The organism is Undibacterium sp. Tian12W (genome assembly GCF_049339405.1).
Classification (GTDB): Bacteria; Pseudomonadota; Gammaproteobacteria; order Burkholderiales; family Burkholderiaceae_D; genus Undibacterium.
Genome location: NZ_JBMPPK010000028.1, coordinates 35,036 through 60,068 on the forward strand (window position 1 = coordinate 35,036; position 25,033 = coordinate 60,068).

Here is a 25,033-nt window from a genome sequence, read left to right on the forward strand (position 1 = left end):
GCGATGACGATACAGACCGACAATCTTTCATCCAACTTCAGCGAGCCACGCATTATCTCGGCCACGCCAAGCTCGCCCAATGAAGAAGCAATAGAACGCGCCCTGCGCCCCAAGCAGCTTGATGAATATGTGGGCCAGGAAAAGATACGCGGGCAACTGGAAATTTTTATCACTGCAGCTAGGCAGCGTAGTGAAGCACTTGATCACACCTTGCTGTTTGGCCCGCCGGGCTTGGGTAAAACCACGCTGGCGCACATCATTGCGCGTGAGATGGGTGTCAACCTGCGCCAGACTTCTGGCCCGGTGCTGGAACGTGCCGGTGACTTGGCGGCCCTGCTGACGAACCTGGAAGCCAATGATGTACTCTTTATCGATGAGATACATCGCCTGTCGCCGGTAGTCGAAGAGATTCTGTACCCGGCGCTGGAAGATTACCAGATCGACATCATGATCGGTGAAGGTCCGGCAGCCCGCTCGGTGAAGCTGGATTTACAGCCTTTTACCCTGGTTGGTGCCACTACCCGCGCCGGCATGCTGACCAACCCGCTGCGTGACCGTTTTGGTATCGTCGCCCGACTGGAATTTTATACACCGGAAGAATTGACCAAGATCGTCACCCGCTCCGCATCATTGCTGGGCGCCCCAATACAGGCGGATGGTGCGCGTGAAATTGCCAAGCGGGCACGTGGCACACCGCGTATTGCCAATCGTCTGTTGCGACGGGTACGTGATTATGCCGAGGTCAAAGGCAATGGTGAAATCACCAAAGGCATTGCCGATGCGGCATTGAAGATGCTGGATGTCGATGCGGTTGGTTTTGATTTAATGGACAGAAAACTGCTGGAAGCCATCCTCTTTAAATTTGGCGGTGGCCCGGTAGGCCTGGATAACGTCGCTGCGGCCATAGGTGAAGAACGCGACACCATAGAAGATGTACTGGAACCCTATCTGATACAGCAGGGTTTTTTGCAACGCACGCCCAGAGGCAGGATAGCAACGCCGTCCGCGTATGAGCATTTTGGCGTGACCATGCCCAGATCGGGTAATAACGGTGACTTATGGGGTGGTAGCTAAACGCTGACCCTTCCCATGGTTTGTGCTCAATCCAACCGAACTTGATGCCATGTCCTTACAAGCCGAACAACATGCTTATACCGTCCTTGAGGCCAGGGCGCGTACCCAGCATATCAATCCCTTAAGCTGGCAATTTGAGCTGAGCATTAACGATGCTTATGACATTGCCAAAGCGTCTGACACCATCCGTGCCGCCGAAGGCGAAGTTTGCATAGGCCGCAAACTTGGTTTCACTAACCGCAAGCTGTGGAATAAATACGGCGAGAAAGCTGCCATCTGCGAACCAATCTGGAGCAGCCTGTTTGACAGCACGGTGCGCTATGTTGAAGATAACCATGCCTACCAAAGCCTGACAGGCGCGCTGCAGCCACGCATAGAACCGGAAGTGGTATTCAAGCTCGGCAGGACGCCGGCTGCCGACGCTTGCATAGAAGAACTCGCAGATTGCCTGGAATGGATGGCGCATGGCATAGAGATCGTCGTCAGCCCCTACCCTGACTGGAAGTTTGAAGCAGCCGACGCGATAGCCGCACTGGGCTTGCACGGCACCCTGCTGATCGGTGAGCCACGCATCTTGTCGAGTGCCAGCCGTCAGCATCTGGCTGAGTTGCTGGCCAATGCCAGCGTCTCGCTGTCATGCGACGGCACACTGCTGAGCGCTGGCTATGGCAGCAATGTGCTGGACAGCCCCTTGCATGCGATCTGGCACCTGCATGGCCTGCTGCAAAAGCAGCCACAGTTCCTGCCTTTGCAGGCAGGTGAAATCATTACCACCGGCACCTGGACTGATGCTTACCCGGTACAGGCCGGGCAAACCTGGGGGACTGCTTTCTCTGGTATCCCATTACCAGGCCTGAGTGTTAGTTTTGCTTAAAAGCAGCCAAGCCTGCAGTTATGCAGTCTGCAACGATAAGCCCACAGCGATAAGACTGCATCTTTAGCAAACTACGGGCAATCAAAACTAAAAAGGCTGACATGTAAATCATGTCAGCCTTTTTTATCTTGCAAAAGCGCATTAGCCTTGTTGGTAACCAGGCCTGTTCAGCACCGCCAGAATTGCAGGCAATTACCCTCAAGGCAAACACGTAAAGAGAAAGCACTCACCAGGAGTGCCTTCTCAATCTTGCCATGCTCTTTTTAATACTGACCTAAGCCAGCATTAAATTAGAACTTGTGACGGATACCAACGTTAACCAGACGTACATCAGCGCCGTTAGGAACTGGATGGAAAGTTGCTGAAGAATCAGCGCTACCCAGGTTGATGTTTGCGTCGTTGCTTGCGCGGGAGATCGAAGTGTACAGGTTAGTACGCTTGGACAGGGAGTATGTGTAACCCAGAGCCAATTGTGTACCGTTAGCAGCTTTCAACAGGCTGTTTTGGTTAGTGGAACGGATGTAGCTGGCGATGATATTGCCAGAACCAACTGGTACTGTCGCACCCAGCAACCATACGCGACGATCCAGAGCAGCTGCGCCTGTGCCATCATCTTTGATGGAGGAGAAACCGGCGTGTGCTGTCACTACGTCAAAGTTGTATGTACCAGCCAGCAAGTAGCTCTTAGTTGCGTTAGTACCAGTAGCGTTTTGCGCATTGCTGTATGCCAGTTCAGCAAACAGAGGACCAGCAGTGTAAGCACCAGAGAAACCGATGTAACGGCCAGCTGTTGTGTTACCAGCAACTTCACCGAAACCATAAGCAACAGTACCTACGAAACCACCCAGGTTAGTTGTGTTGTAGATAGCGGAGTTGTTGATACGAACGCCACCGTGGTCGAAGTAAGCTGCAGCGCCCAGGCCGGAAGTACCGCTACCTGCTGTACCGCTAGTGATACCAGTGCCGAATGGATCGAAGCTGTCGATTGCAACGAATGCTGGTGTGTATTGACGGCCGAAGTTAACCGCACCGAAATCACCAGACAAACCTACGTAAGCTTGACGACCGAATGCACGGCCACCTTGAGCGGAGCTACCTGTATCAGCATTGATACCCATTTCCAATTGGAAATTTGCTTTCAGACCGCCACCCAGATCTTCAGAGCCTTTGAAGCCCAGACGGGAACCGGATTGAATACCACTATCCAGACCCAGAGTAGAGCCAGCAGGATCGCCAGTGTTTTGATGTTGCAAAGCCATATCAACTACACCGTAGATAGTGACGGAAGATTGAGCTTGCGCTGTACCAGCAACAGCAGCCAAAACTGACAGAGCGATGAGTGATTTTTTCATTGATATTTCTCCAAAGGATTTCACATTGATATTGAACTACATTAAGCACAGTTCGCGCAAAACAGAGCCAAAACATTGATTGCACGAAGAGCGCAAATACTTAAGAACCGACAAGACAGCTAAAAAGAAGTTAACGTATTTGACCAAAAATGGTGTCAGGCAGCCAAGCTAAATCGGCTTTTGGAGGGAATATGGGGGTATTTTGTCTCGAATAAGCAACAAAAATTGCTCTAAAAACAATAATTTCAATGTCATTGAATTAACATTAATGATGCCAGACAAGTGCTGAAAAATTACATTATTACCAATAAAAATGAAACAAAAACAAAATTGCAAAGGTCGCCTTGGGCGACCTTTGCAAGTAAAACCAGCTATTTACAATCAGAATGCGTGCAATACGCCTACTGCTGTACGTGTTGCAGAACTATTGCCTGCACCAATGATGCCCAATGCCAGGGAAACATCTTGTGCATTAACAGAACCAGCTTTTGCATATGTCAGGGAGGCGTAGGCAGTTGTACGTTTGCTGAATGCATATTTACCCAGCAAGATGTACTGATCAGCTTTACCATCGATATCGCCAGAGCGTTTGGTGTTGTAATAAGCAGTAGTCAATGTTGTCTGATCAGACAAGAAGAAGTCTGCACCCAGGCCTATGACAGCAATTTTGCGGCCATTTGCACTTGGCAATGCATCGATCTTCACATTGCCTTCAACTTTATTGCTGGAGTAAGTACCACGCAACATCACAGATGGAGCGACTTTGAATTTGGCGCCACCAGCCCAGCCAGACAGATTGGAGACATTGGCATTGTCACGCAGTTTTGCGTAAGACAGAGCTGCACCGTTTGTACCATCTGTGAAGAAGCCGGACAGACCTGCATAGTTGCTGGCAGTATTGTCACCTGCTTTTTCACCGAAACCGTACATCAGCGCGCCGCCGAAACCGGACATCAGAGGAGAAACGTATTTGATGGAATTGTTTTGACGCAGAGCAGTACCGCCCTGGTTAGTACCGAAGCCACCAAAGAATGCGCCAGCATTCAGGGCGCTGAACATCACGTTAGGATTGGAACCTGCGTGTGCCAGGCTGATAGGATCAGCCAGACCGACAGAATCCACACCCAGAATATTGTTACGGCCCAGAGTGACTGTACCGAAATCACCAGACAAACCTACCCATGCCAGACGATCAAACAGGGATGTATTGTTACCGGCCTGATTAAATACGTTACCGCCAAAACCGGCACCTGCAGTACCTGTGTCATTGGCCAGTGTGCCTTCGAGATTGAAGTTAGCTTTCAAACCGCCGCCCAGGTCCTCAGAACCTTTGATACCCCAACGGGAGGTCAGTAACTGACCAGCATCCATGGAGAATTTAGAACCACCAGTTGGTGTCTGGTTGGTAGTAGCTACAACGGCTGCGTCGATAATACCGTAGATGACGACTGAAGATTGTGCGGAAGCGGTTGCTGCAAATGCGCTCAAGACTGCGAATGCCAGTATCGATTTTTTCATTGAAAGCGTCTCCAAAATTATTAATTTATGCGGCCACACCTGAAAAGCTTCGGCCATTATTTTACGAATTTAGTCTTGCCAAGACTTCGAAACCTGCTGATTAAGAAGCTAGATTCCATTGAAACAAATTAAAAGAATTTGGGCAAAGAGAATTTGCGAACGATCGTTTTTAAGCAAATTTTATGTGGTGTTATCGCAACAAGCATCTACTTTCTTATTATTACAATCTTAAGTTTTCTGTAGGTTTCCAGACTTGGTCTGATGGCGTGTATCCTTAATTCTTCCTACAATACACACTATCCAGTCTGGTATGGCTCATCGTTCCATCATTACATGCTTAAAAACAATATGAATCTTCCAACAACACTTCCCAAGGTCAGCCTTGACCAAATGATCAGCAAGTTTGACCGCGCCTTGCGTGTGGTCAGCGGCCAGGCCATGTCCAGGCGCGCCTATCCTGGACATGATATGCCCGATGGCAATTTGTCTGAACAGGAAAAATCCCATAGCGCAGGTTTGATGCGCGTTAATCATGTAGGTGAAATTTGTGCCCAGGCCCTGTACGATTCTCAGGGAGCAAATGCGCATACGGAAGATATACGCCAACAGTTCGAGCATTCCGGCATAGAAGAAGAAGACCACCTGGCCTGGACGGCAAAAAGGTTGCATGAACTGAATTCACACACCAGCTTTCTGAATCCGCTGTGGTATGCCGGGGCCTATGCCTGCGGCACACTGGCCGCCAGGTTTGGTGATGCCGTCAGTCTGGGATTTGTTGTTGAAACAGAAAAACAGGTAGAGGCACACCTGGCCAGCCACCTCAAAAAATTACCGGCAGAAGACCAGCGCTCACGCGCCGTGGTAGAACAGATGCGCGTCGATGAAATTGCCCACGGTGCGGCAGCGCAGGCTTTGGGTGCCAGCACCCTGCCTGCTCCCGTGCAGGCGGGTATGAAACTTATGGCCAAAGTCATGACGACGACGGCTTACTATATTTAAAATCCGAAAGCCTTGAAAAGCTGAAACAGGCCAAGCTGTGAACTTTAGTGATTAGTGCGCAGTCCATCGACTGCGCATTTGCCTTTCGTTTATATTTTTTCCAGCTTGGCGATGCTCAAGTCCAGCTCCTTCATGCCAAACTTGCCGAAATTGATTTGCGCTCTGAGGCTGCCACTGCCGCCACCGCCATTCAGATTCACAATAACACCCTCACCAAATTTTGCATGCTCCACATTCTGGCCTATGCGCCAGCTCATGCTGTCATTGCTCTTCTTGAAAGTCTGGGCGATACGATTCGCGGCATCGTCAGGTGCTTCATCCCAGGCGGACTTTTTATTGCCAAACCAGGTCGGCTGTACACGCGGCGTCAGCCACTTCAATGATTCTTCCGGCAATTCATCAAGGAAGCGGGAACGCATGTTGTAACGCGTCTGACCATGCAACATGCGGGTTTGTGAAAAACTCAGGTACAGGCGTTTGCGCGCACGCGTAATGGCCACATACATAAGGCGGCGTTCTTCTTCTACACCACTGTCCTCCTGCGCACTGTTTTCATGCGGGAACAAGCCTTCTTCGAGGCCTGTAATAAATACCGCATCAAACTCCAGGCCCTTGGCGGAATGCACGGTCATCAACTGCATGGCATCTTGCCCGGCCTGTGCCTGGTTGTCACCCGCTTCGAGAGAAGCATGCGACAAGAAAGCAGACAGCGGTGACATCACCCTTGGCAAGGCAGCGTCGGCATCGATGATCTGATCGCCATTCCCGCTATCGAGTAAAACTGCCGCACTGCTGGCTGGCCCGGCAAAGGCTGGCGCTTCTTTGTTAAAACCTTCTTCCGACACGAACAGGGTGGCAGCGCTGACGAGCTGCTCCAGGTTTTCTATGCGGTCTGCACCTTCTTTTTCAGTCTGGTAATGTGTCAGCAGGCTGCTAACTTCCAGCACGATCTTGACCATCTCGGGCAAAGGCAGGTTCTGGGTTTCAAACCGTGCACTTTCGATCAATTTGACGAAGTTTGCCAGAGAAGAACCAGCCTTGCCCGCCACATAAGGTACTGCCGCATACATGGAAATATTCTGCTGCCTGGCGACATCCTGCAATTGCTCAAGCGAGCGCGCACCTATGCCACGGGTAGGGAAATTCACCACGCGTAAAAACGCAGAATCATTATGCGGGTTGTCCATCAATTGCAGATAGGCGATCGCATGCTTGATCTCGGCACGCTCGAAAAAGCGCTGGCCGCCATATACCCGGTATGGGATATTCGCCGTGAACAAGGCATGTTCTATGACCCGTGACTGCGCGTTCGAACGATACAGTATCGCGATCTCGCTGCGTAGTGAACCCTCACGTATCAGGTTCTTGGCTTCTTCTATGATCCAGTTGGCTTCTTGTATATCGCTGCTTGATTCCATGATGCGCACTGGCTCACCATGACCGGCATCCGTACGCAAATTCTTGCCCAGTCGTTTGCTATTGTGCTCTATGAGTACATTGGCACTATCGAGGATGTGGCCATGCGAGCGGTAATTCTGCTCCAGCTTGATCAGGTTTTGCACCTGGAATTCACGCTCAAAGGCGGACATATTGCCGACATTGGCACCACGGAAGGCATAGATACTCTGGTCATCATCACCGACGGCAAACACTGCGCCACCTTTTTTACCACCCTCGCCCGCCATCAGCTTCAGCCACTTGTATTGCAAGTCATTAGTATCCTGGAACTCATCGACGAGGATGTGGCGGAACCTGTCCTGGTAATGTTCACGCAACGGCTGGTTGCGGCTCAGCAATTCATAAGTACGCAACAGGAGTTCAGCAAAATCAACGACACCTTCGCGCTGGCACTGCGTGTCATACAGATCATACAAGCCAACCAGCTTGCGGTTAAAGTCATCTGGAGCATCGACCTGGGCAGCACGCAAACCCAGGTCCTTGGCACCATTGATGAAATACATCAGGGTCTTGGGTGGGAATTTTTCATCATCGATATTGTTCGCCTTCAGCAAACGCTTGATGAAGGATAGCTGGTCGCCAGAATCAAGAATCTGGAACGTCGAAGGCAAACCGGCATCGCGGTGATGGGCGCGCAAGAGGCGGTTACACAGGCCATGGAAAGTGCCTATCCACATGCCGCGTGTATTAATCGGCAACATGGCAGACAAACGCGTCAGCATCTCCTTGGCGGCCTTGTTGGTAAAGGTCACGGCCAAAATACCACCGGGCGAGACCTGACCAGTCTGTATCAGCCAGGCGATGCGGGTCGTCAGCACACGTGTCTTGCCAGAACCGGCACCAGCCAAAATCAGGGCAGACTGCGCCGGCAGTGTCACGGCGGCAAGTTGTTCGGGATTTAAGTTGTGGAGTAAATTTTGCATAGGCAGATTATACGGGACTATGCCTGCCAGCCTGTTTTCCACTCCCTGAGTCAGGCAAAATCAGGCAAAATTTATTGTCGGCAGGCTTGACAGGCCTGGCTGCACGCGCAGATAATCATTTCAATCGCAATAGAAATTTCATCCACATTTCATTATGCAAACTCAAGTCAAAGATCAAGTACACACGCAAAGCAGCACTGCTTTGTGTATGGTCTTTGCTAAAGCCAAGAAACAGACGCTCATCTGACCGGGGCGTGCTGTCCCGTCAGGTGAGCTGACAGGATGGCAAAAACGGTACTCTTCCCTTTGCGCTGTATGTCAACTCCCTGCGGGTCTTTAACCGGTCCACAGGAGAACAGGCATGACCAGCAGCAATATTAATAGCAGCAACATCAGCAATTCCAGTAACACTCATATTGAATCAAGTAATCACAACAGGCGCGACGATTTTTCTGGCATCTGGGTCGCCCTGATAACACCATTTTGCGATGGTCCGGACGCGGCAGTGGATTTACCCGCACTGCAGGCACTGTCCAGCAAGTTGATCAAGGAAGGAGTTACTGGCCTGGTCGTCTGTGGTTCCACCGGCGAAGCTGCAGCCCTCAGTGAAGAAGAACAATTGCAAGTGCTGGATGCGGTGCTGGCCGTGGTATCGCCCAATCAAGTCATCATGGGCTTGAGCGGTAATCATATGGGGCAAGTCTTGCACAGGCTGGCAGCCATAGGGCAAAGGCAGGTTGCTGGGGTACTGGTCACGCCACCGCATTACATACGGCCATCACAGGCAGGCATCTTGCACTACTTCCATGAAATTGCCGGGGCCTCTGCTGTGCCGGTACTGCTATATAACATTCCTTACCGCACGGGAGTGAACATTGAATTACCCACTCTGCAGCAATTGGCAAAACATCCAAACATCGTCGCCATCAAGGATTGTGGCGGCAATCTGCAAACCACTATGCAACTCATCACCGACGGCGACATACAGGTGCTGACCGGGGAAGACCATCAATTGTTTATTAATCTATGCCTGGGCGGTGCGGGCGGCATACTGGCATCTGCCCATTTGCGGTCTGATCTTTTTGCACGCCTGCAAGCACTAATCATTGCCGGAGAGCTTGCGCAGGCCAGGATAATTTTTTATCGACTGCTGCCTGTCATGCAGGCCTTGTTTGATGAGCCCAATCCAGCGCCGCTGAAAGCTGCGCTGGCAGCATCTGGGCTCATACGGGCCAATCTGCGGGTGCCCATGCTGCCAGCAAGTACCGAAACTACGGACAAACTCTTAAGCAAGATGGCACAACTTGACCTCATTCAATAGCACATTGCCTTGATGGTGCAAGCAAAGGATAATGCGATATCAATAATTTCTTTCAGAATGATATGCGACGCCTGCTTCCTTTGTTTGCCGTATTCGCTACCCTGGCAACCAGCTTGATTTTCCATAGCCAGCCTGCTGCAGCCATGACCATGCTGCGGGCAAATGACACCCTGATTTTATATGGCAGAGTGGTGGCGGATGATGCGCAACGCTTTCGCCGCAATCTGTCTGGCGGTGAAGTACACAATGTCGTGCTGAGTGAAAGCCCGGGCGGTGACCTGAATGCAGCTTATGGCATCGCGCAATTGATACGCGGCAGGAAAATCAATACCGCCGTTCAGGGCAATTGCTTTTCTTCTTGTGCCATCATCTTCATGGCAGGCACCGAAAGACGCATGCTGGATAGCAAAAATCTGGCGAATACAAAACTAGGTTTTCATGGACCACATAATAAGGAAACCCATGAAGTCAGTACCGAAGCCATTCCCAAATTGCGTGAATGGTTGCTCAATGCCACCGATGGCAAATTCCCAGATGCATTGCTGGACCAGGCGATGTATATCAAAAGTGCCGGTGACATGATGTTTTTCCATTATCCGGGTGCAGACAAAAAAAGAGGCAATATCCGCTTTTGTACGGCAGGCACACTAGACCATCCACGCAAATGTGAAACCATTGAAGGTTACGATGTCGTCAGCGTCGGCATCCTGACTACGGCAGAATTATTAAAGGTCGAAGAGCTGGACCAACAAGCCGCTGACGGCAAGGAAAACCCTGTGGCTACTGAAAACCTCAAGCAATAAAGATCCCGGGATATACCGCGAACCAGTCTCTTACTTCCGCCTGATGTAAAAAAATTCAGTCGCGTCGTATCTGCATTCATGCGGTATATCCAGGGTAGAAAAATCACCGCGCATACATCTCCATAAAATTTCCTTTTCCCCTTCGTAACGGGGTGCCAGATAAAAAGTCTGCTCTATGAAGGGAGCAACATTCATCGTGACAGCGATCAGGCCATGCCTCTGGTCAATTTCTATACTCTTGACATAGTCTGGTAGCTGGGAATCAAAACCGGCCTGGGCGATATTTTTAGGGAAAGCCTGATGAGCAAGAATATAGTCGCCAACTCCCTGGGAAACGTCTTTTGCAATATTCACCGCGTCAGCAATGGCGTGACGGCCATTCGACACCAGCTCTTTCCTGATTGCTTCATTTTTAGCGTCAAGCTGCTTCCTGACGACCTCTCTTTGTATCTCAGGATATTTTACAGCGCCAGCTAGCGCAATCGTCAGTGCATACAGGCTGAAAGCAACAAGTGTCCAGTTCCGTTGTGCGCTCTTGAAATGCTCCAGACTATCCCAGTAAACATTTTGCCAGGCCCACAGTCTTGCGTTACGGCCAATTTTGACAGCGCAAAAGAAACTGATGACAGGGCTAAAAAGAATCAGCAAAACCACCCATCTTTTGTCTATGCTGCTTATGTTATTAAGCCCGACCACACTGGCGACTATGGGAGCCACGAGAAGAAAAAAACTGATCCACCGTTTATGGCGGGCAGTCCAAAAAATCGCCAGCAAAAATGCACCCCATGACCAGCCAGCCACACCATCAGGTGCCGGGTAAAAATCCCCTTTACCCGAAGTATTGTCTTTGCCCACCAGCTGTCTGCTGGAGATCATTTGTGGTTCTGGATTTGCTGGAAAGCTGTTCGCGCTCATGGGTCTAGATAATTGGTCGGCTTGGAAACCGAAGTATATCTGAGGTCCCTGCATATCTTCGAGCGGTTTTTGAGCCAGCCGACAAATGAAATCCCTCCCGCAGACAAGATAAACAGGCAAGCTAAGCAAACAAGCTGGCAAATGCCCGTGCCGCCTGTTGCGGCTGCTCTGCCATATACACACTGCTGATTGCGGCTACCATGTGCGCGCCTTGTGCGAGCAGCGGCTGACAGTTTTCCAACGTCATGCCACCAATGACGACATTGGGCACATCAAATTCCCTGACCGCATCTCCAACTATGCTGGCGGGGGTCGTCACTGCATATTTCTTGATACGTGAGGGATAGAAACCGCCAAAGGCAATATAACTCGCATCACCCTGAATTGCGCTACGAGCCAGTTCCAGGTCACCATAACAGGACGCACCCAGTATTTTGCCCGCGCCCAGCTTGGCTCTGGCATCGGCCACTGAGATATCCGTGCCGCCTACATGCAGGCCATCGGCATCAATATCAAGACAGAGTTGCAGATGGTCATTGATGATGAAGGGCTTATTAAAGCGGCGGCAGAGTTCCAGCAAGGCCAGCGCCTGTGTCTTGCGCAGTACATCGCTTGCAGTCTTGTGGCGGTATTGCACAATATTCGCGCCACCCAGCAGAGCTTGTTCGGTTACTTCAAGCAGCTTCGCCGTATCGTCCCAGTCGGGGGTCACAATGTACAGGCCGCTGAGTTGATGCTTGCTCAAATTATTCATGATTTCTTTCTTGTAGTCGGAACTGGCTGGCGTGCCGGAATGAGCTGTCCTGCGGCAATCGCATACGCATATTGCAAACTCTGCTGGGTATAGCTTTGCGCCTGTTGCAGCGCTACCGGCAAGCTGGCACCAATTGCCAGTTGCCCGGCTATCGCCGATGCCAGCGTGCAGCCACTGCCATGGAATTCACCAGGCAAACGCGGCCATAACCATTCTTGTGCAGTCTGCCATTGTCCATGCTGGAACCAGATATTTTTAACCTGCGCTTCTGTTGCATGTCCACCTTTGAGCAAGACATCCGCCGCATAGGTTTGCATGAGGTTTTCTACCTGTGCCTGCATATCCATAGATTGTGATGACAGACGTTTTAGCTCAGGCAGATTCGGAGTGAGCAGGGTTGCGACTTTCAGTAAAGGCTCAATCGCCTCTACCGGGTTATCGAGAGACAGACTGTCACCTTGACCACTGCCCAATACAGTATCAACGATGACTTGCAAATCAGGCTCTTGCAGTTTCATCTTCTGGATAAAACTGGCAATCGTCGTCGCATTCTTTTTATGTGCAACGATGCCCAGCTTGACGACCTTGACCGGCATTTTTGCCACCAGGGTCATTGCTTGCTGCAAGATGATTTGCACATCGACCGCATGCACCGCATAGACATGATCATTGTCTTGCACAGTCAATGCGGTAATCACCGGCAGGGCATGTGCGCCCTGCGCGGCGATGGCTTCTATGTCTGCCTGTATGCCAGCACCACCGCTTGGGTCATGTCCGGCAAATACCAGCACACAGGGGCGCGTAGTTGTTTTCATCAAACGAATATTAAACTATGCGGCCAGCCATAGGGGACGAAGGCGATGCTGCAAACTTGCGTGGCATACGGCCCGCCAGAAAAGCTTCACGCCCGGCTTCGACCGCCAGGCCCATGGCGCGCGCCATGCGTACCGGGTCTTTGGCACCTGCGATGGCGGTGTTCATCAACACACCATCACAACCGAGCTCCATGGCTATCGCAGCATCAGATGCAGTACCTACGCCTGCATCGACCAGTACCGGTACTTTGGACTGTTCGATGATCAGCGACAGATTCCATGGATTCAGGATACCCATGCCTGAGCCGATCAAGGATGCCAGCGGCATGATGGCAACGCAGCCTATGTCTTCCAGCATACGCGCCTGTATAGGATCATCGCTGCAATACACCATGACATCGAAACCATCCTGCACCAGGGTTTTCGCTGCTTTCAATGTTTCCGGCATATTCGGGAACAGGGTTTTCTCATCGCCCAATACTTCCAGCTTGCACAGCTTGTGGCCGCCCAATAATTCACGTCCGAGTTGCAGGGTATACACAGCATCTTCAGCGTTATAGCAACCGGCGGAATTCGGCAGTATGGTGTATTTGCTCGGTGGTACTACATCCAGCAAACTCGGTGCATTCGGGTCTTGCCCTATGTTCACACGACGGATCGCTACCGTGATGATATCGGCACCGCTGGCTTCTGTTGCCAGGCGGGTTTGTTCGAGATCTTTGTATTTACCGCTGCCAACCAGCAGGCGGGAGCGGTAGGTTTTTCCGGCTATGCTTAAGCCTTGAGTATTTTCTGTGTTCATTGTTTTTTCTCCCAAATTGTGGAATGCTGCCTGGCTCCTTCCCCTTCAAGGGGAAGGCTGGGATGGGGATGGGTTTCTTTAGCAAACTATATGCTTGTTTTATCAACTGAAACCCATCCCCACCCTAACCCTCCCCTTGAAGGGGAGGGAATGCTCTCAGTCTTCTTTAGTTTCTTCTTGATTTATATGCCGCCAAATTTCCTCAATTACAGCAGAGGTTTCATTAAGTACCTGATTATTCCAAAAACGTAAGACAGTAAAACCTGCCTTATTCAGCACTTCAGTTCTATGCATGTCATAGACCCGCGCTTCAGCGTGCTGTCCGCCATCAACTTCAATCACTACACGCTTTTCCAGGCACACAAAATCCAGTACGAAATGTTGATATGGATATTGCCGTCTGAATTTCACACCAAGCTGCTCACCACGCAAGCCTTGCCATAATTTCTTCTCGGCATCGGTCATATTTTTACGTAAGACTTTTGCTGTTTTGATTAAGATTTCATTGGCAAAATTTTTCATATTTCAGATCGGCGTAAATTAACTATATCCCCTCCCCTTCAAGGGGAGGGTTAGGGTGGGGATGGGGTTCCATCGCAAATAATGTAAAGATTTTACGACCGAAACCCATCCCAATCATCCACCGCGCCGCTTGCAAGCGGCTTAGAAATTTGTGGCGCAAAGCATGCTTTGCGAATTCCCACAAATCTCCCCTTGAACGGGAAGGAGATAAAAACTCATCCACCACCAATCGCCCTCACCACATCAACCTTGTCATCGACTCGCAACTGATGCTCCGCCCACCGCGAGCGCGGAATAATCTGCCGGTTCACAGCCACCGCAATCGCCTGCTGCGACAGATTCAATTCTGCGATCAGATCGGTCAGCAGCGCGCTCACCAGTTGCCGCTTCTCTCCATTAAGCTGTATCTCCACCATGGCTATTGCTTCTTATAGATTTCCGCGCCGGATTTGATGAATTCAACGGCTTTCACTTCCATGCCTTTTTTCAAGGCCTGTATCTCGGTGATGCCCTGGGCATTGGCATAGTCGCGCACTTCCTGCGTGATTTTCATCGAGCAGAAATGCGGGCCGCACATAGAACAGAAATGGGCAACCTTGGCAGAATCCTTGGGCAATGTCTCGTCATGGAATTCACGCGCCTTGTCGGGGTCGAGGCCGATGTTGAACTGGTCTTCCCAACGGAATTCAAAGCGTGCCTTGGACAAAGCATTGTCACGAATCTGCGCACCGGGATGGCCTTTTGCCAGATCGGCTGCGTGAGCAGCAATCTTGTAAGTGATGATACCGTCCTTGACATCCACCTTGTTCGGCAAACCCAGATGTTCTTTTGGCGTCACATAGCACAGCATGGCCGTGCCATACCAGCCTATCTGAGCTGCGCCTATGCCGGAGGTGATGTGGTCATAACCGGGTGCGATGTCGGTCGTCAAAGGGCCCAGGGTATAAAAAGGCGCTTCATGGCATTGCTCAAGTTGCAGGTCCATGTTTTCTTTGATGAGGTGCATGGGTACATGGCCGGGGCCTTCTATCATGACCTGTACATCATGCTTCCAGGCGATCTGTGTCAGTTCGCCCAGGGTTTTCAATTCACCTAACTGCGCTTCATCATTGGCATCATAGATGGAGCCAGGGCGCAGGCCATCACCGAGGCTGAAGGACACGTCATAAGCCTTCATGATTTCGCAGATATCTTCGAAATGCTCGTACAGGAAACTTTCTTTATGATGTGCCAGACACCATTTCGCCATGATGGAGCCACCGCGTGACACGATGCCGGTCAGGCGTTTGGCTGTCATCGGCACATATTGCAGGCGCACGCCTGCGTGAATGGTGAAGTAATCGACGCCCTGCTCAGCTTGCTCAATCAGTGTGTCACGAAAGATTTCCCAGGTCAGGTCTTCTGCCTTGCCATTCACTTTTTCCAGTGCCTGATAGATAGGTACTGTACCGATAGGCACGGGGGAGTTACGGATAATCCATTCACGGGTTTCGTGGATGTGCTTGCCAGTGGAAAGATCCATGACATTGTCGCCACCCCAGCGTATTGCCCAGGTCATTTTTTCGACTTCTTCACCGATGGAAGAAGTGACTGCAGAATTGCCGATATTGGCATTGATCTTGACCATGAAATTACGGCCTATGATCATAGGTTCGATTTCAGGATGATTGATATTCGCAGGGATAATCGCACGGCCACGGGCGATTTCTGAACGCACGAATTCTGGCGTGATTTCTGCGGGAATTGAAGCGCCAAAAGACTGGCCAGGATGCTGGCGGCCCATGACTTCTGCCAGCTTGCTACCCATGGGGCCTGAGGCTTTGAGGTTTTCCAGGTATTCTTTTCTGCGCAGGTTTTCGCGGATAGAGACAAATTCCATTTCCGGCGTGATGATGCCCTGGCGCGCATAGTGCATTTGCGAGACATTCTTGCCTGTCAATGCACGGCGTGGCAGGCGCTTGAGGTTGAAGCGCAACTCGGCCAGCTTGGGGTCATGCAGACGGGCGATACCATACTCAGAGCTTGGGCCTGCCAGTTCTTCAGTATCATTTCGCTCGGCTATCCAGGCACCACGTACGGATGCAAGGCCGGAACGGATATCAATTTTTACTTCAGGGTCAGTGTAGGGGCCGGAGGTATCATAGACATAGATAGGGGGATTTTTTTCCGAACCAAACATGGCTGGTGTATCAGACTGTGTAATTTCGCGCATGGGTACGCGGATATCGGGGCGGCTGCCCTGCACGTAGGTCTTGCGGGAATTTGGCAGTGGCTGAATGGCTGCCTCATCTACCGTAGCGGTAGCGGACAAGAATTGCGGGTTGGCGTTCATTTTGGCTCCTTTGCTTTGTTGGCATGGAGCCAGCAAAGGAGTTTCCAAAACAGGTGCGCGCAGATCAAGACATACTACAGGCGGCACAAACTTCGGCAGCTTCCCTTCGCTGGCATTATCCAGATCAGGTTCGAGGGTATTTCTCACCCGCCAACAACATTGATGGCAGGACCCCTAGCATTTTTTCTTCGGGTTCCAGAAATAAATCCAGAACCGCGACGACGGCAGATTATACGACTTTTTTAAACTCAGGTGCTTTATTTGATGGCGCTGGCAAGTTCTTCATCAGATACCGTTGCCGACGCAGCAAGATTGCCTTCTGGCAGTTTTACCGGTCCATGCACCTCTATCAACTCGACCATGCCAGCCTTGATCGCAGCCGACAGATCATGGTCAAGCACGGGCAAGGCTTCTTCATAAGCGATCAATAATCTGCTGACACCATAGGCGCGGTTGCGGCCATTGACCTTGCCCAGATATAAGGCCATGTCGGCAATTTGCAGGGCTTTTTCCCAATTGCAGATGGCTTCTGGCAAACCGGAAAATGGCAGGCTGATGAAACCGGCAGTCAGCGTGACAGGGACACTGGCACCATCAGCCTGAATGTTTTCTTCACCTATACTGCGCAAGATGCGCTCAACAAGACCTTTGAGTTGTGCGGGATTGGAGCGTGGTGAATAAATCAGAAATTCTTCACCACCCCAGCGCAATACCATATCACTGTCACGCACGGTACTGCGCAAGCGGCGTGCCACTTCTATCAATACCGCGTCGCCAGTGGCATGACCAAAGCTGTCATTGATATTTTTGAAATGATCAATGTCCATCAGTATCAGGCAGTCAGGGTTATCAAGCGCATCTTCACGCCTTTCACCCTCAGGCAAGATGGCCCTGCCCTTCATCATATCGACAAAAGAACGGCGGTTATACAAACCTGTGAGGGGATCACGTACCGCATGAAATTCCAGTTGCTCATTGACTTCGCGCAGCTTTTCATTGGTCTTGCGCACCCGCCGGTACAGGAAGAAAACCACCACCCCAACCATCACCATGATGACTGCAGCCAGCATCAGCACAACTTGCTGCAATTGCCGGTTTTTGATATCAGCATCCTTGAGCTGGTTTTCACGCGCCAGCAATTCAATCTGTTTTTGCCTTTGCTGGGCATTGAATTGCTCTTGTAAAGTGGCTACAGCACGCGCCCGGTCAGAGCGGAATAATTCATCGCTGAGTTTTTGTTGCTCGCGCACCGTCGCCAGTGCCTCTTTATACATATCGGCAGCTTCATACATATTGCCGATTTCACTAAGCAGATTTTCCACATCCGACTTGGAGCCGGTTTCCATGAAAAACTTCTTCGCTTCATTGATGTAGCCTATGCCCTGTGCGAATTTCTTTTGCCCTGCCAATGCAAACCCGATATTCGCCTTGGCGATGGCCATCGCAAAAGGATCATTCACCACCTGGGCTTTTTCCAGTGAGAACCTGGCGGCGCGTTCAGCCTCGGTAAATTTGCGCACATGCAGGTAATAGTCGGCAATATTGCCAAGTGCCGTGGCGGCCACAGCAGGCATGCCGGCATCGGTGGCTATCTGCAAGACGGTCTTGTAGGCCTCCAGCGCTTCATCATGACGACCCAGATCTATCAGTGACAGGCCGCGTGTCATTTGTAGCGAAGAAGTAATTTTGGGAGAGTCTATGCCGGGCAACATTGCCAGGGCTTCATTGGTAGTTTCCAGCGCCTTTTCTGCATTATGCATATTCAGGTAGAGTCTGGCGATGGATTCCATGCGGTACAGCTTGGCCTGTGCGCTGCGGCGTGGTACCTGGTCAGCCAGCTTTAGTGCTTCAAGAAAATAAGGCAGAGATTTATCAAAATTGCCTATCGCCAGTTGTACCATGCCAAAGGCGATATTCAAACGCATGAGCACTTCTGCATTTTTTGAATCACGCAGGCTTTGCTGTATATCATTGAGCTTCACCAGCGCCATGGCGAACTTGCCCTGATCCAGCATCTGAAAGGCTTCGCCTATCAGAGCCATATTGATCATGTCATTGTCTTTTTGTGCTCTTGCCAGTTGCAGCAACTCTGCATTGGCAGCATCAGCCTCCTTGATCTTGCCTGCGTCATACAAGATGCCTATCAATGTCTTCAAGACCTCGGCACGCAAGACATAGTCGGCATCTTTGCCGAGGCGGTCTTTGTATTCCTGCAGTTGCTTGAGGGCCGCCGTATTGTCACGGTCAGACAGGGTATGGATGACTTCTATCTCAGAAAAATCCGGCCTCGCTTGCGCCTGTGCAGCGCAGCCCATGCATAGCAAGGTAATCGCCAGCAAACCCGGCATCAGCCTGGTTTGCCACCTGGGAAGTTGAAGCTGCAACATGCAGGCTCTCATCATTCTATCCGTGTCTCTGTTTATTTTTTAATCAAGCTGGGGCTATTTCACCCCACTTTTATTTACCTGTCTGGTCCAGGAATACGCTACCCACTTGCGAGAATATTTCATCTTCCAGTTGCTGCGCCGGTATCGGCTTACTCAGATAGAAACCTTGCAGGATATCGCAGGACTGGGCGCGTAAAAACTCCAGCTGTTCCCGGGTTTCCACCCCTTCGGCCACCACTTCCAGCCGCAGGCTGTGTGCCAGGGCGATGATACCGGTGACGATGGCTGCATCGTCGGCATCACCCGGAATATCACGCACGAAGGACCGGTCTATCTTGATAATATCCACTGGGAAGCGTTTAAGATAAGATAAAGATGAATAGCCAGTGCCAAAGTCATCAATGGTCAGCCTGACACCCAGGCTACGCAAACGGTCCAGTATCGCCAGGGTATCTTGCGCATGCTCCATCAGCGTGCTTTCAGTGATTTCCAGCTCCAGCATTTTCGCTGGCAGGCCGGTATCGAACAAGACCTGCTCCACGGTATTGGCAAAATCTTTTTGCAGTAACTGGCTGACAGACAGATTCACCGCAACCCGCAGATGCCCCATGCCCTTGTCCATCCAGTTGCGCATCTGCGCGCAGGCGGTACGCAACACCCATTCGCCAAGTGCGATGATGAGGCCGGTTTCTTCTGCCATGGGGATAAATTCCAGTGGCGACACCATACCACGGGTAGGATGGAACCAGCGCACCAGTGCCTCGGCACCAATGATCTCGCCATTGTCCATGCGTGCCTGCGGCTGATAAAACACCGCCAGCTCATTGCGCTCAAGTGCGCGACGCAGGTCGTTTTCGAGACGTACCCGTTCAGAAATCGAATGTTCCATCGCCGCTTCAAAAAACTGGAAGTCGGTATTGGTTTTCTTGGCGCGGTACATGGCCGTGTCTGCATGTTTGACCAGAGTGCCTACGTCCATGCCATCGCTGGGATAGACAGAAATACCTATGCTGGCGGTCACAAAAATATCATGACTATCAATCTGAAAAGGCTTGGCAAGGGTGCGGCAAATATTTTGTGCAGCCGATGCTGCAGCAGCAGGGTCGGCCAGTTCACTGAGTATCACAGTGAACTCATCACCACCCAGGCGTGCCACGCAATCGGCATTGCGCACACTGCGGCGTATGCGCTGGGCCACGGCAATCAGTAGACGGTCACCGACATCGTGGCCGAGCGTATCATTGACGTTCTTGAACCTGTCCAGATCAAGAAAAAGTATTGCCACTGACTCGACATTTTCCTTGGCCATGGCCAGCCTGCGACCGAGTTGATCGAGGAATTGCGTACGGTTGGGCAAGCCAGTCAACACATCGTTGAAAGCCAGGTGACGTATGCGTTTTTCTGCCTGGTTCGCTTCTATGATGCGACGGACGCGTTGCGACAGCACGGCAAAATGGATGGGCTTGGGAATGTAGTCACAGGCACCGGCAGCAAAAGCTCTTTCCACCGACGTATTGTCTTCGAGGGCGGTGATCATCAACACCGGTATGCTGCGGCCACGCGGCATTTCCTGTATCAGGCTGCAGGCGGTAAAACCATCCATGACAGGCATGACGGCATCCATGAGAATGACATCAGGGCGCATGCGTTTGAGCATCAGCAAGGCTTGTGAGCCATCTGCCGCCTCCTCAACCTTGAAGCCATCTCTTTGCAGGGTATGACGCAGCGTGCTGCGGGTGCTACGGTCATCATCGACTACGAGCACTTTGGCAACATGTCGGCCAGGGTTGACTGCTTCATGGCCTTCCAGGAATACCTCATTGCTCAGTTCATACGCCACTGCTTCGTAGGCCTGATGCAAGCTGCTCAGCAGTGGCGGGATTTCTGACAAATGCCTTTCCAGCGCCAGTTGCTCAACTTCCTTGGCAAACTGCAAAAGATTGCTGGCCCCCAGGTTACCACTGCTGCCTTTGATCGAATGTGCCATGGCGCGCACCATTTCAGCATCGTCTTGCTGCAGGCCCTGGTTCAATTGTTCCAGATAGACAGGAGTATCTTCCAGGAACAGGGATACCGTCTGCTGCAAACCCGGCCCCAGGATATCGCGCAATTTGTCAAACACACTGCGGTCAAGTGACTGTCCATCAAGCGCTTGCAATTGTCCATCTGGCGGCAGGGCACGTCCTGCCGCACCGCCATGGGTAAGCCAGCGTTCCAGCTTCTGGCGCAACTCTACCAGCGTGATCGGTTTGGCCAGATAATCATCCATGCCTATCGCCAGGCATTTTTCTGCATCGCCTCGTTGGGTATTAGCCGTCATCGCGACGATAGGTGTGCGCCTGCCCAGACCGTCTTCATAACTGCGTATCCTGACGGTGGCTTCATAGCCATCCATCTCCGGCATGCTGCAATCCATGAGTATCAGGTCATAACGGTTGCGGCGTGCGGCTTCGACTGCTTCCTTGCCATTCCCGGCAAATTCGCAATGACAGGCAGACAGTGACAGCATGCCCGCTGCTACCATCTGGTTGGTGCGGTTGTCTTCAACCACCAGCACGCGCCATTCAACCTGACCACCCTGAGCAGGATGACGCGCCACTTCAATATCCCTGGCAGGCATGGGTACAGGTGATCGGACCATGCTTGCCGTGGCTGGTGACTGTACCTGTGTTTCAGTCAGCAATAAATGCCGCAAGGCTTGCAGCATTTTTTCTATATGCACAGGCTTGCTCAGGCAGATTTCTGCTGCTGAGGAATTGCTATCTCCTGCACAGCCATTCCTGTCCAGTGCCAGCGTGTGGATGCCGCTAAAACGATGATCATTGCGCAGCCGGCGCGCCAGTTCCACGCCATCATCATCCATGCTGGCAACATCCATGATGACCAGGGAATGCGGCGCGCCTTCTTTGACGGCCTGATCCAGCAGGCTCAGGGCCTGCATGCCACTGGCTACTGCATGACATGCCATGCCATGGCGGGAAAGCTGTTGCAGCAAAAAGCTGCGCACGATCTCGCTGGGATCAACAATGAGTATGCGTTCGCCCTGCAACTCGGTACTGGCAAGAGCTGGCTTATCAGTGACGCTGATGTTGTCGGTGCCGCTGATACTGTTGGCACTGCCGGCCCTGCATTGCATGCTGAAGTAAAAATTACTGCCCTGACCCGGCATGCTGCTGACGCCGATTTCGCCATGCAAGAGCGCCACCAGTTGCTTGCAGATAGCCAGACCGAGGCCGGTACCACCATATTTGCGTGTCGTTGAACGGTCTGCCTGGGCGAAGGATTCAAACACATTGGCGACGGCATCTGCCGACATGCCTATGCCAGTATCGCTGACTTCAAAGCGCAAGCTCATCGTGGCAGCAGGGTCTGCTTGATCGTGGTGCTGGTTCAATACTACCCGCACTGCTATTTCACCATGCTCGGTAAACTTGATGGCATTACCTATCAGGTTCATCAGTATCTGGCGCAAACGCAAAGGATCACTCTTGATGCGCAACGGTACTTCATCGGCAACCAGATACGCAAGTTCCAGGCCTTTTTGCTGGGCAGACTTGGACAATAACTCCAGCACTTCAGCCACCAGTTTATTCAAATCGAACTCGATTTCTTCGACCTCGACCTTGCCCGCCTCCATCTTGGAAAAGTCCAGGATGTCATTGATGAGTTCTATCAGGGACTGGGAAGAATTCCAGGCCACATCCACGCATTCGCGCTGGCTGCGGGTCAGGCGCATTTCCTTGAGCATGTCGAGCATGCCAACTACGCCATTCAAGGGGGTGCGCACTTCGTGGCTGACGGTGGCAGCAAATTGTGCCTTCATAACGGCAGCATGCAAGGCCTGGTCGCGTGATTGCTTGAGCTCAGCCTCACGCTCTTCCAGCACGGCCATCATCTGGTTGAAGGCATGGGCCATTTCCATGATGTCTTTTGAGCCTTGCGGTGTCGCGCGCATGCCAGACTCGCCCGCTTCTGCCCTGCCCATCAAGGCTGACAACTGGTTCAGCGGACGTATCATCTGCCGTGACATCAGGCGTATCACAGCCAGCAAGATCAGGGCAAATGAGAACGTGATGGCGAGATTACCGAGCAGCAGCGACGACACCAGTTTATCCAGTGTGGTCTTGCCGACCACCACATGCACATAACCCAGCAATTGCGGTTTGCTCTCCTGCACTTCAAACGGTGAGGCTTCTGCCTCACCGGCAAATACCGGAGCGCTAAAACGCCAGTCCTGCTCACTTTCCTGTTCCAGCCTGGCACTGGTCAAGGGGCCCGCTGGATGCGTCTGCAAAGGAGGTAAAATGACGCCAGGTTTGCTTTGTGAAAGTAGTACCTTGTGATCTGCATTGGCAATTTCTACCTGCAGGACATCAGGAAAAGCCAGGGTGGTAGCCACCACTTCCCTGGCATTGTCAGCAGAGTGATACAACAGGGCCAGGCGGCTTTGGCGGGCCAGGTTTTCTGCCACTTGCTGGCCTTGCACAACAAAGTAAGCACGCATGCGATGGCTGGCCTGCCATGAATTCATGATGGAAGAAAACAAGGCCAGCACCAGGATAGCGGCCGTAATGATGACCGTTAGCTGGAGACTGAAACCTGTGCGGCGAAAGTAATTGCTGAAAAACTTCATACTTGAACCAAATTACTTATGGCCATTCACCATCAGGCATCGCTGGTGAACAGCACTCTGTCTCAGAATATTCAAGATCATGACAGCATCCTCACAGATGCATGACATGCTTGGCTCTTTCACTTCTCTTCGTTTTTATTATTCTTTACATCGCAGCAGCATTGCAGACGCCTGCAATCGCAATCAATCGCAACATTCAAGGCTCAGGAAAAATAGAGTCAAAACTTCTCTGGCTTTGATAATCAATGTTCAAACCTATATGGCTGGCTGTGCGCAAATTCACTGCCACCAGGACTTCACGCAACAAGGACACGCCAGACTTGCGGCCATCGCCACTCACTGCACTGTGGGCAGCCATGGCCAGGCTATGCCCCAGCTCCAGATTATTTGGATAGAGCGCAAATAAAGCGCCTTTTTTTGCATGCAAAAAACTGCTGGAAAAGAAGGGGATGCCGCGGTTCCATGATTCACGCAAGACCAGCGGCAGGATGCTGCCTTCTTCCACCGTGGTTGAATCTTGTGGCAGCCATAAGGCGTCGCGCCGGTCTGCACTGGCAAAAGCAACTTCATACTGATGGGCGGCACCAGCGAGGTCTTTGGCTTCATAGCTCACCAGCTCCAGCCCCTGCTGCTTCGCTGCTTCGCGCGCCAGTTTTATTAGCGACTCATTGTTTTTGGGGTCATAAACGACGATGACTCTTTTGACGCCTGGTAGCAGGCTTTTGAGGCGGGTAAACAACAAGGCCGGATCGGGCATGAGGCTGACACCTGTCATGCTGCGGCTTTCACTTTCCGGGATGTTCAGGACACCACCAACCACCACGGCAATTTCGCGGTCCAGGCCACTAGCCAGCTTGACGCCCTGACGGCCAAGGGCAATGACGACCCTGACACCATTGCGTTTTAATTGCGCATTCAAGTCAGCGGTTTCGAGCTTGGCACCTATCGGCATGCTGATCACCGGCATGCGTGACTTGCTTTCTATACCTTCGATGATCTTGGCGAAAATACTGCGGTAGGGTTCACCCATGTCAGGATACAGTACCGCCAGGCTGCCACCGGTACTGACCTCAGGGCGGCGTCCCTGAGTGACGGCATCAGCGAAGACCAGATGTTCGCCATAACGGTAGCCCATGCGTAAATCCTGGGCCAGTGCGGGCGTAGGGGTATGTACTTGCGGCACCTGGTTTTGCAGCATGGCCAGCTCTGGCTTGAGCATGGACAAAGGTATGGGCTGCTGGGCCATGGCAGGAGACACGAGCAAAAACAATATGCACAGGACGAGATTGAAAAACTGGCAGGCGTGCTTAGACAACCCGGCTTTCGCAGCAGCTTTTTTGCTGAGGCGGCAAGCACGGATATCAGAAAAATAAGAACAGCCGTAGTCCAGCATCTAAAGTTTTATTCCTTCTTTTATTTTCAACACAGTTTCGTCCTGCTTTTGCGGCGCTTGCCGCTCCTGCTGTTATTACTATCGTTATTCCTCTATCGTTATTCCTGCCATTATTACTACTGCCGTTAATCTAGTGCTGTTTTTTTACAAACAAACTA

Annotated in this window: 18 protein-coding genes and 1 riboswitch; of the genes, 5 read left to right on the forward strand and 13 right to left on the reverse strand. The window is 51.6% G+C overall.

Annotated elements, in window-relative coordinates; genetic code table 11:
* The first annotated feature begins 3 nt into the window (after window positions 1-3).
* Entirely contained in the window at window positions 4-1,074 is a 1,071-nt protein-coding gene (gene ruvB / locus ACO0LI_RS27045) for a Holliday junction branch migration DNA helicase RuvB (protein ID WP_422950681.1), read from the forward strand.
* Window positions 1,075-1,123: 49 nt separating this feature from the next.
* Window positions 1,124-1,948, forward strand: a complete 825-nt coding sequence (locus tag ACO0LI_RS27050) for a 2-keto-4-pentenoate hydratase (protein ID WP_422950680.1) — start codon at window positions 1,124-1,126, stop codon at window positions 1,946-1,948.
* A 290-nt stretch (window positions 1,949-2,238) separates the two neighbouring features.
* Here ACO0LI_RS27050 and ACO0LI_RS27055 read toward each other — a convergent pair whose 3' ends face one another.
* Window positions 2,239-3,300 (reverse strand): porin, encoded by a 1,062-nt coding sequence (locus tag ACO0LI_RS27055; RefSeq protein ID WP_422950679.1) that lies wholly within the window; start codon window positions 3,298-3,300, stop codon window positions 2,239-2,241.
* Window positions 3,301-3,681: 381 nt separating this feature from the next.
* Window positions 3,682-4,818, reverse strand: coding sequence for a porin (locus ACO0LI_RS27060; protein ID WP_423036598.1), 1,137 nt, complete (start codon window positions 4,816-4,818; stop codon window positions 3,682-3,684).
* Between the two features lie 348 nt (window positions 4,819-5,166).
* Here ACO0LI_RS27060 and coq7 point away from each other — a divergent pair, with 348 nt between their 5' ends.
* Window positions 5,167-5,817, forward strand: coding sequence for a 2-polyprenyl-3-methyl-6-methoxy-1,4-benzoquinone monooxygenase (gene coq7 / locus ACO0LI_RS27065; protein WP_423036600.1), 651 nt, complete (start codon window positions 5,167-5,169; stop codon window positions 5,815-5,817).
* Window positions 5,818-5,906: 89 nt separating this feature from the next.
* On the opposite strand, the gene ACO0LI_RS27070 is transcribed toward coq7, so the two are convergent.
* Window positions 5,907-8,198: a UvrD-helicase domain-containing protein gene (locus tag ACO0LI_RS27070; protein ID WP_423036602.1), complete on the reverse strand. Its 2,292-nt coding sequence runs from the start codon at window positions 8,196-8,198 to the stop codon at window positions 5,907-5,909.
* Window positions 8,199-8,559: 361 nt separating this feature from the next.
* On the opposite strand from ACO0LI_RS27070, the gene dapA reads away from it, so the two are divergent.
* Window positions 8,560-9,519 (forward strand): 4-hydroxy-tetrahydrodipicolinate synthase, encoded by a 960-nt coding sequence (gene dapA, locus ACO0LI_RS27075; RefSeq protein ID WP_423036604.1) that lies wholly within the window; start codon window positions 8,560-8,562, stop codon window positions 9,517-9,519.
* A gap of 62 nt (window positions 9,520-9,581) precedes the next feature.
* Window positions 9,582-10,322, forward strand: coding sequence for a hypothetical protein (locus ACO0LI_RS27080; protein WP_423036606.1), 741 nt, complete (start codon window positions 9,582-9,584; stop codon window positions 10,320-10,322).
* A 30-nt stretch (window positions 10,323-10,352) separates the two neighbouring features.
* On the opposite strand, the gene ACO0LI_RS27085 is transcribed toward ACO0LI_RS27080, so the two are convergent.
* From ACO0LI_RS27085 to ACO0LI_RS27130, 10 genes are all read right to left on the reverse strand, one after another.
* A complete protein-coding gene (locus ACO0LI_RS27085) occupies window positions 10,353-11,237 on the reverse strand; it encodes a DUF2628 domain-containing protein (protein WP_423036608.1) in 885 nt (294 codons plus the stop codon).
* A 121-nt stretch (window positions 11,238-11,358) separates the two neighbouring features.
* Window positions 11,359-11,991 carry a thiamine phosphate synthase gene (gene thiE / locus ACO0LI_RS27090; protein WP_422950672.1) on the reverse strand — a complete coding sequence of 211 codons (633 nt, stop codon included), beginning with the start codon at window positions 11,989-11,991 and terminating at the stop codon, window positions 11,359-11,361.
* Window positions 11,988-12,806, reverse strand: coding sequence for a bifunctional hydroxymethylpyrimidine kinase/phosphomethylpyrimidine kinase (thiD, locus tag ACO0LI_RS27095; RefSeq protein WP_423036610.1), 819 nt, complete (start codon window positions 12,804-12,806; stop codon window positions 11,988-11,990). Before thiD ends, thiE begins: the two co-directional genes overlap by 4 nt.
* A 10-nt stretch (window positions 12,807-12,816) precedes the next feature.
* Window positions 12,817-13,608 carry a thiazole synthase gene (locus ACO0LI_RS27100; RefSeq protein WP_162060804.1) on the reverse strand — a complete coding sequence of 264 codons (792 nt, stop codon included), beginning with the start codon at window positions 13,606-13,608 and terminating at the stop codon, window positions 12,817-12,819.
* Between the two features lie 156 nt (window positions 13,609-13,764).
* A complete protein-coding gene (locus ACO0LI_RS27105) occupies window positions 13,765-14,130 on the reverse strand; it encodes an endonuclease domain-containing protein (protein WP_423036612.1) in 366 nt (121 codons plus the stop codon).
* Window positions 14,131-14,345: 215 nt separating this feature from the next.
* The gene (gene thiS / locus ACO0LI_RS27110) at window positions 14,346-14,546 is read right to left on the reverse strand and encodes a sulfur carrier protein ThiS (RefSeq protein WP_423036614.1); all 201 of its coding nucleotides are present in this window, start codon (window positions 14,544-14,546) and stop codon (window positions 14,346-14,348) included.
* A gap of 2 nt (window positions 14,547-14,548) precedes the next feature.
* Entirely contained in the window at window positions 14,549-16,462 is a 1,914-nt protein-coding gene (gene thiC / locus ACO0LI_RS27115) for a phosphomethylpyrimidine synthase ThiC (protein ID WP_423036616.1), read from the reverse strand.
* 84 nt (window positions 16,463-16,546) lie between these two features.
* Window positions 16,547-16,648, reverse strand: a riboswitch (TPP riboswitch).
* A gap of 71 nt (window positions 16,649-16,719) precedes the next feature.
* A complete protein-coding gene (locus ACO0LI_RS27120; protein WP_423036618.1) occupies window positions 16,720-18,849 on the reverse strand; it encodes a tetratricopeptide repeat-containing diguanylate cyclase in 2,130 nt (709 codons plus the stop codon).
* A gap of 70 nt (window positions 18,850-18,919) precedes the next feature.
* The gene (locus ACO0LI_RS27125) at window positions 18,920-23,482 is read right to left on the reverse strand and encodes an EAL domain-containing protein (protein WP_423036620.1); all 4,563 of its coding nucleotides are present in this window, start codon (window positions 23,480-23,482) and stop codon (window positions 18,920-18,922) included.
* 196 nt (window positions 23,483-23,678) lie between these two features.
* Window positions 23,679-24,875 carry an ABC transporter substrate binding protein gene (locus ACO0LI_RS27130; protein WP_422950665.1) on the reverse strand — a complete coding sequence of 399 codons (1,197 nt, stop codon included), beginning with the start codon at window positions 24,873-24,875 and terminating at the stop codon, window positions 23,679-23,681.
* Window positions 24,876-25,033: the final 158 nt, after the last annotated feature.

Excerpts from the sequence above, each read along its gene's own strand:
- ruvB (WP_422950681.1), top strand. The coding sequence starts at position 4 with ATGACGATACAGACCGACAATCTTTCATCCAACTTCAGCGAGCCACGC.
- ACO0LI_RS27050 (WP_422950680.1), top strand. The coding sequence starts at position 1,124 with ATGTCCTTACAAGCCGAACAACATGCTTATACCGTCCTTGAGGCCAGG.
- ACO0LI_RS27055 (WP_422950679.1), bottom strand. The coding sequence starts at position 3,300 with ATGAAAAAATCACTCATCGCTCTGTCAGTTTTGGCTGCTGTTGCTGGT.
- ACO0LI_RS27060 (WP_423036598.1), bottom strand. The coding sequence starts at position 4,818 with ATGAAAAAATCGATACTGGCATTCGCAGTCTTGAGCGCATTTGCAGCA.
- coq7 (WP_423036600.1), top strand. The coding sequence starts at position 5,167 with ATGAATCTTCCAACAACACTTCCCAAGGTCAGCCTTGACCAAATGATC.
- ACO0LI_RS27070 (WP_423036602.1), bottom strand. The coding sequence starts at position 8,198 with ATGCAAAATTTACTCCACAACTTAAATCCCGAACAACTTGCCGCCGTG.
- dapA (WP_423036604.1), top strand. The coding sequence starts at position 8,560 with ATGACCAGCAGCAATATTAATAGCAGCAACATCAGCAATTCCAGTAAC.
- ACO0LI_RS27080 (WP_423036606.1), top strand. The coding sequence starts at position 9,582 with ATGCGACGCCTGCTTCCTTTGTTTGCCGTATTCGCTACCCTGGCAACC.
- ACO0LI_RS27085 (WP_423036608.1), bottom strand. The coding sequence starts at position 11,237 with ATGAGCGCGAACAGCTTTCCAGCAAATCCAGAACCACAAATGATCTCC.
- thiE (WP_422950672.1), bottom strand. The coding sequence starts at position 11,991 with ATGAATAATTTGAGCAAGCATCAACTCAGCGGCCTGTACATTGTGACC.
- thiD (WP_423036610.1), bottom strand. The coding sequence starts at position 12,806 with ATGAAAACAACTACGCGCCCCTGTGTGCTGGTATTTGCCGGACATGAC.
- ACO0LI_RS27100 (WP_162060804.1), bottom strand. The coding sequence starts at position 13,608 with ATGAACACAGAAAATACTCAAGGCTTAAGCATAGCCGGAAAAACCTAC.
- ACO0LI_RS27105 (WP_423036612.1), bottom strand. The coding sequence starts at position 14,130 with ATGAAAAATTTTGCCAATGAAATCTTAATCAAAACAGCAAAAGTCTTA.
- thiS (WP_423036614.1), bottom strand. The coding sequence starts at position 14,546 with ATGGTGGAGATACAGCTTAATGGAGAGAAGCGGCAACTGGTGAGCGCG.
- thiC (WP_423036616.1), bottom strand. The coding sequence starts at position 16,462 with ATGAACGCCAACCCGCAATTCTTGTCCGCTACCGCTACGGTAGATGAG.
- ACO0LI_RS27120 (WP_423036618.1), bottom strand. The coding sequence starts at position 18,849 with ATGTTGCAGCTTCAACTTCCCAGGTGGCAAACCAGGCTGATGCCGGGT.
- ACO0LI_RS27125 (WP_423036620.1), bottom strand. The coding sequence starts at position 23,482 with ATGAAGTTTTTCAGCAATTACTTTCGCCGCACAGGTTTCAGTCTCCAG.
- ACO0LI_RS27130 (WP_422950665.1), bottom strand. The coding sequence starts at position 24,875 with ATGCTGGACTACGGCTGTTCTTATTTTTCTGATATCCGTGCTTGCCGC.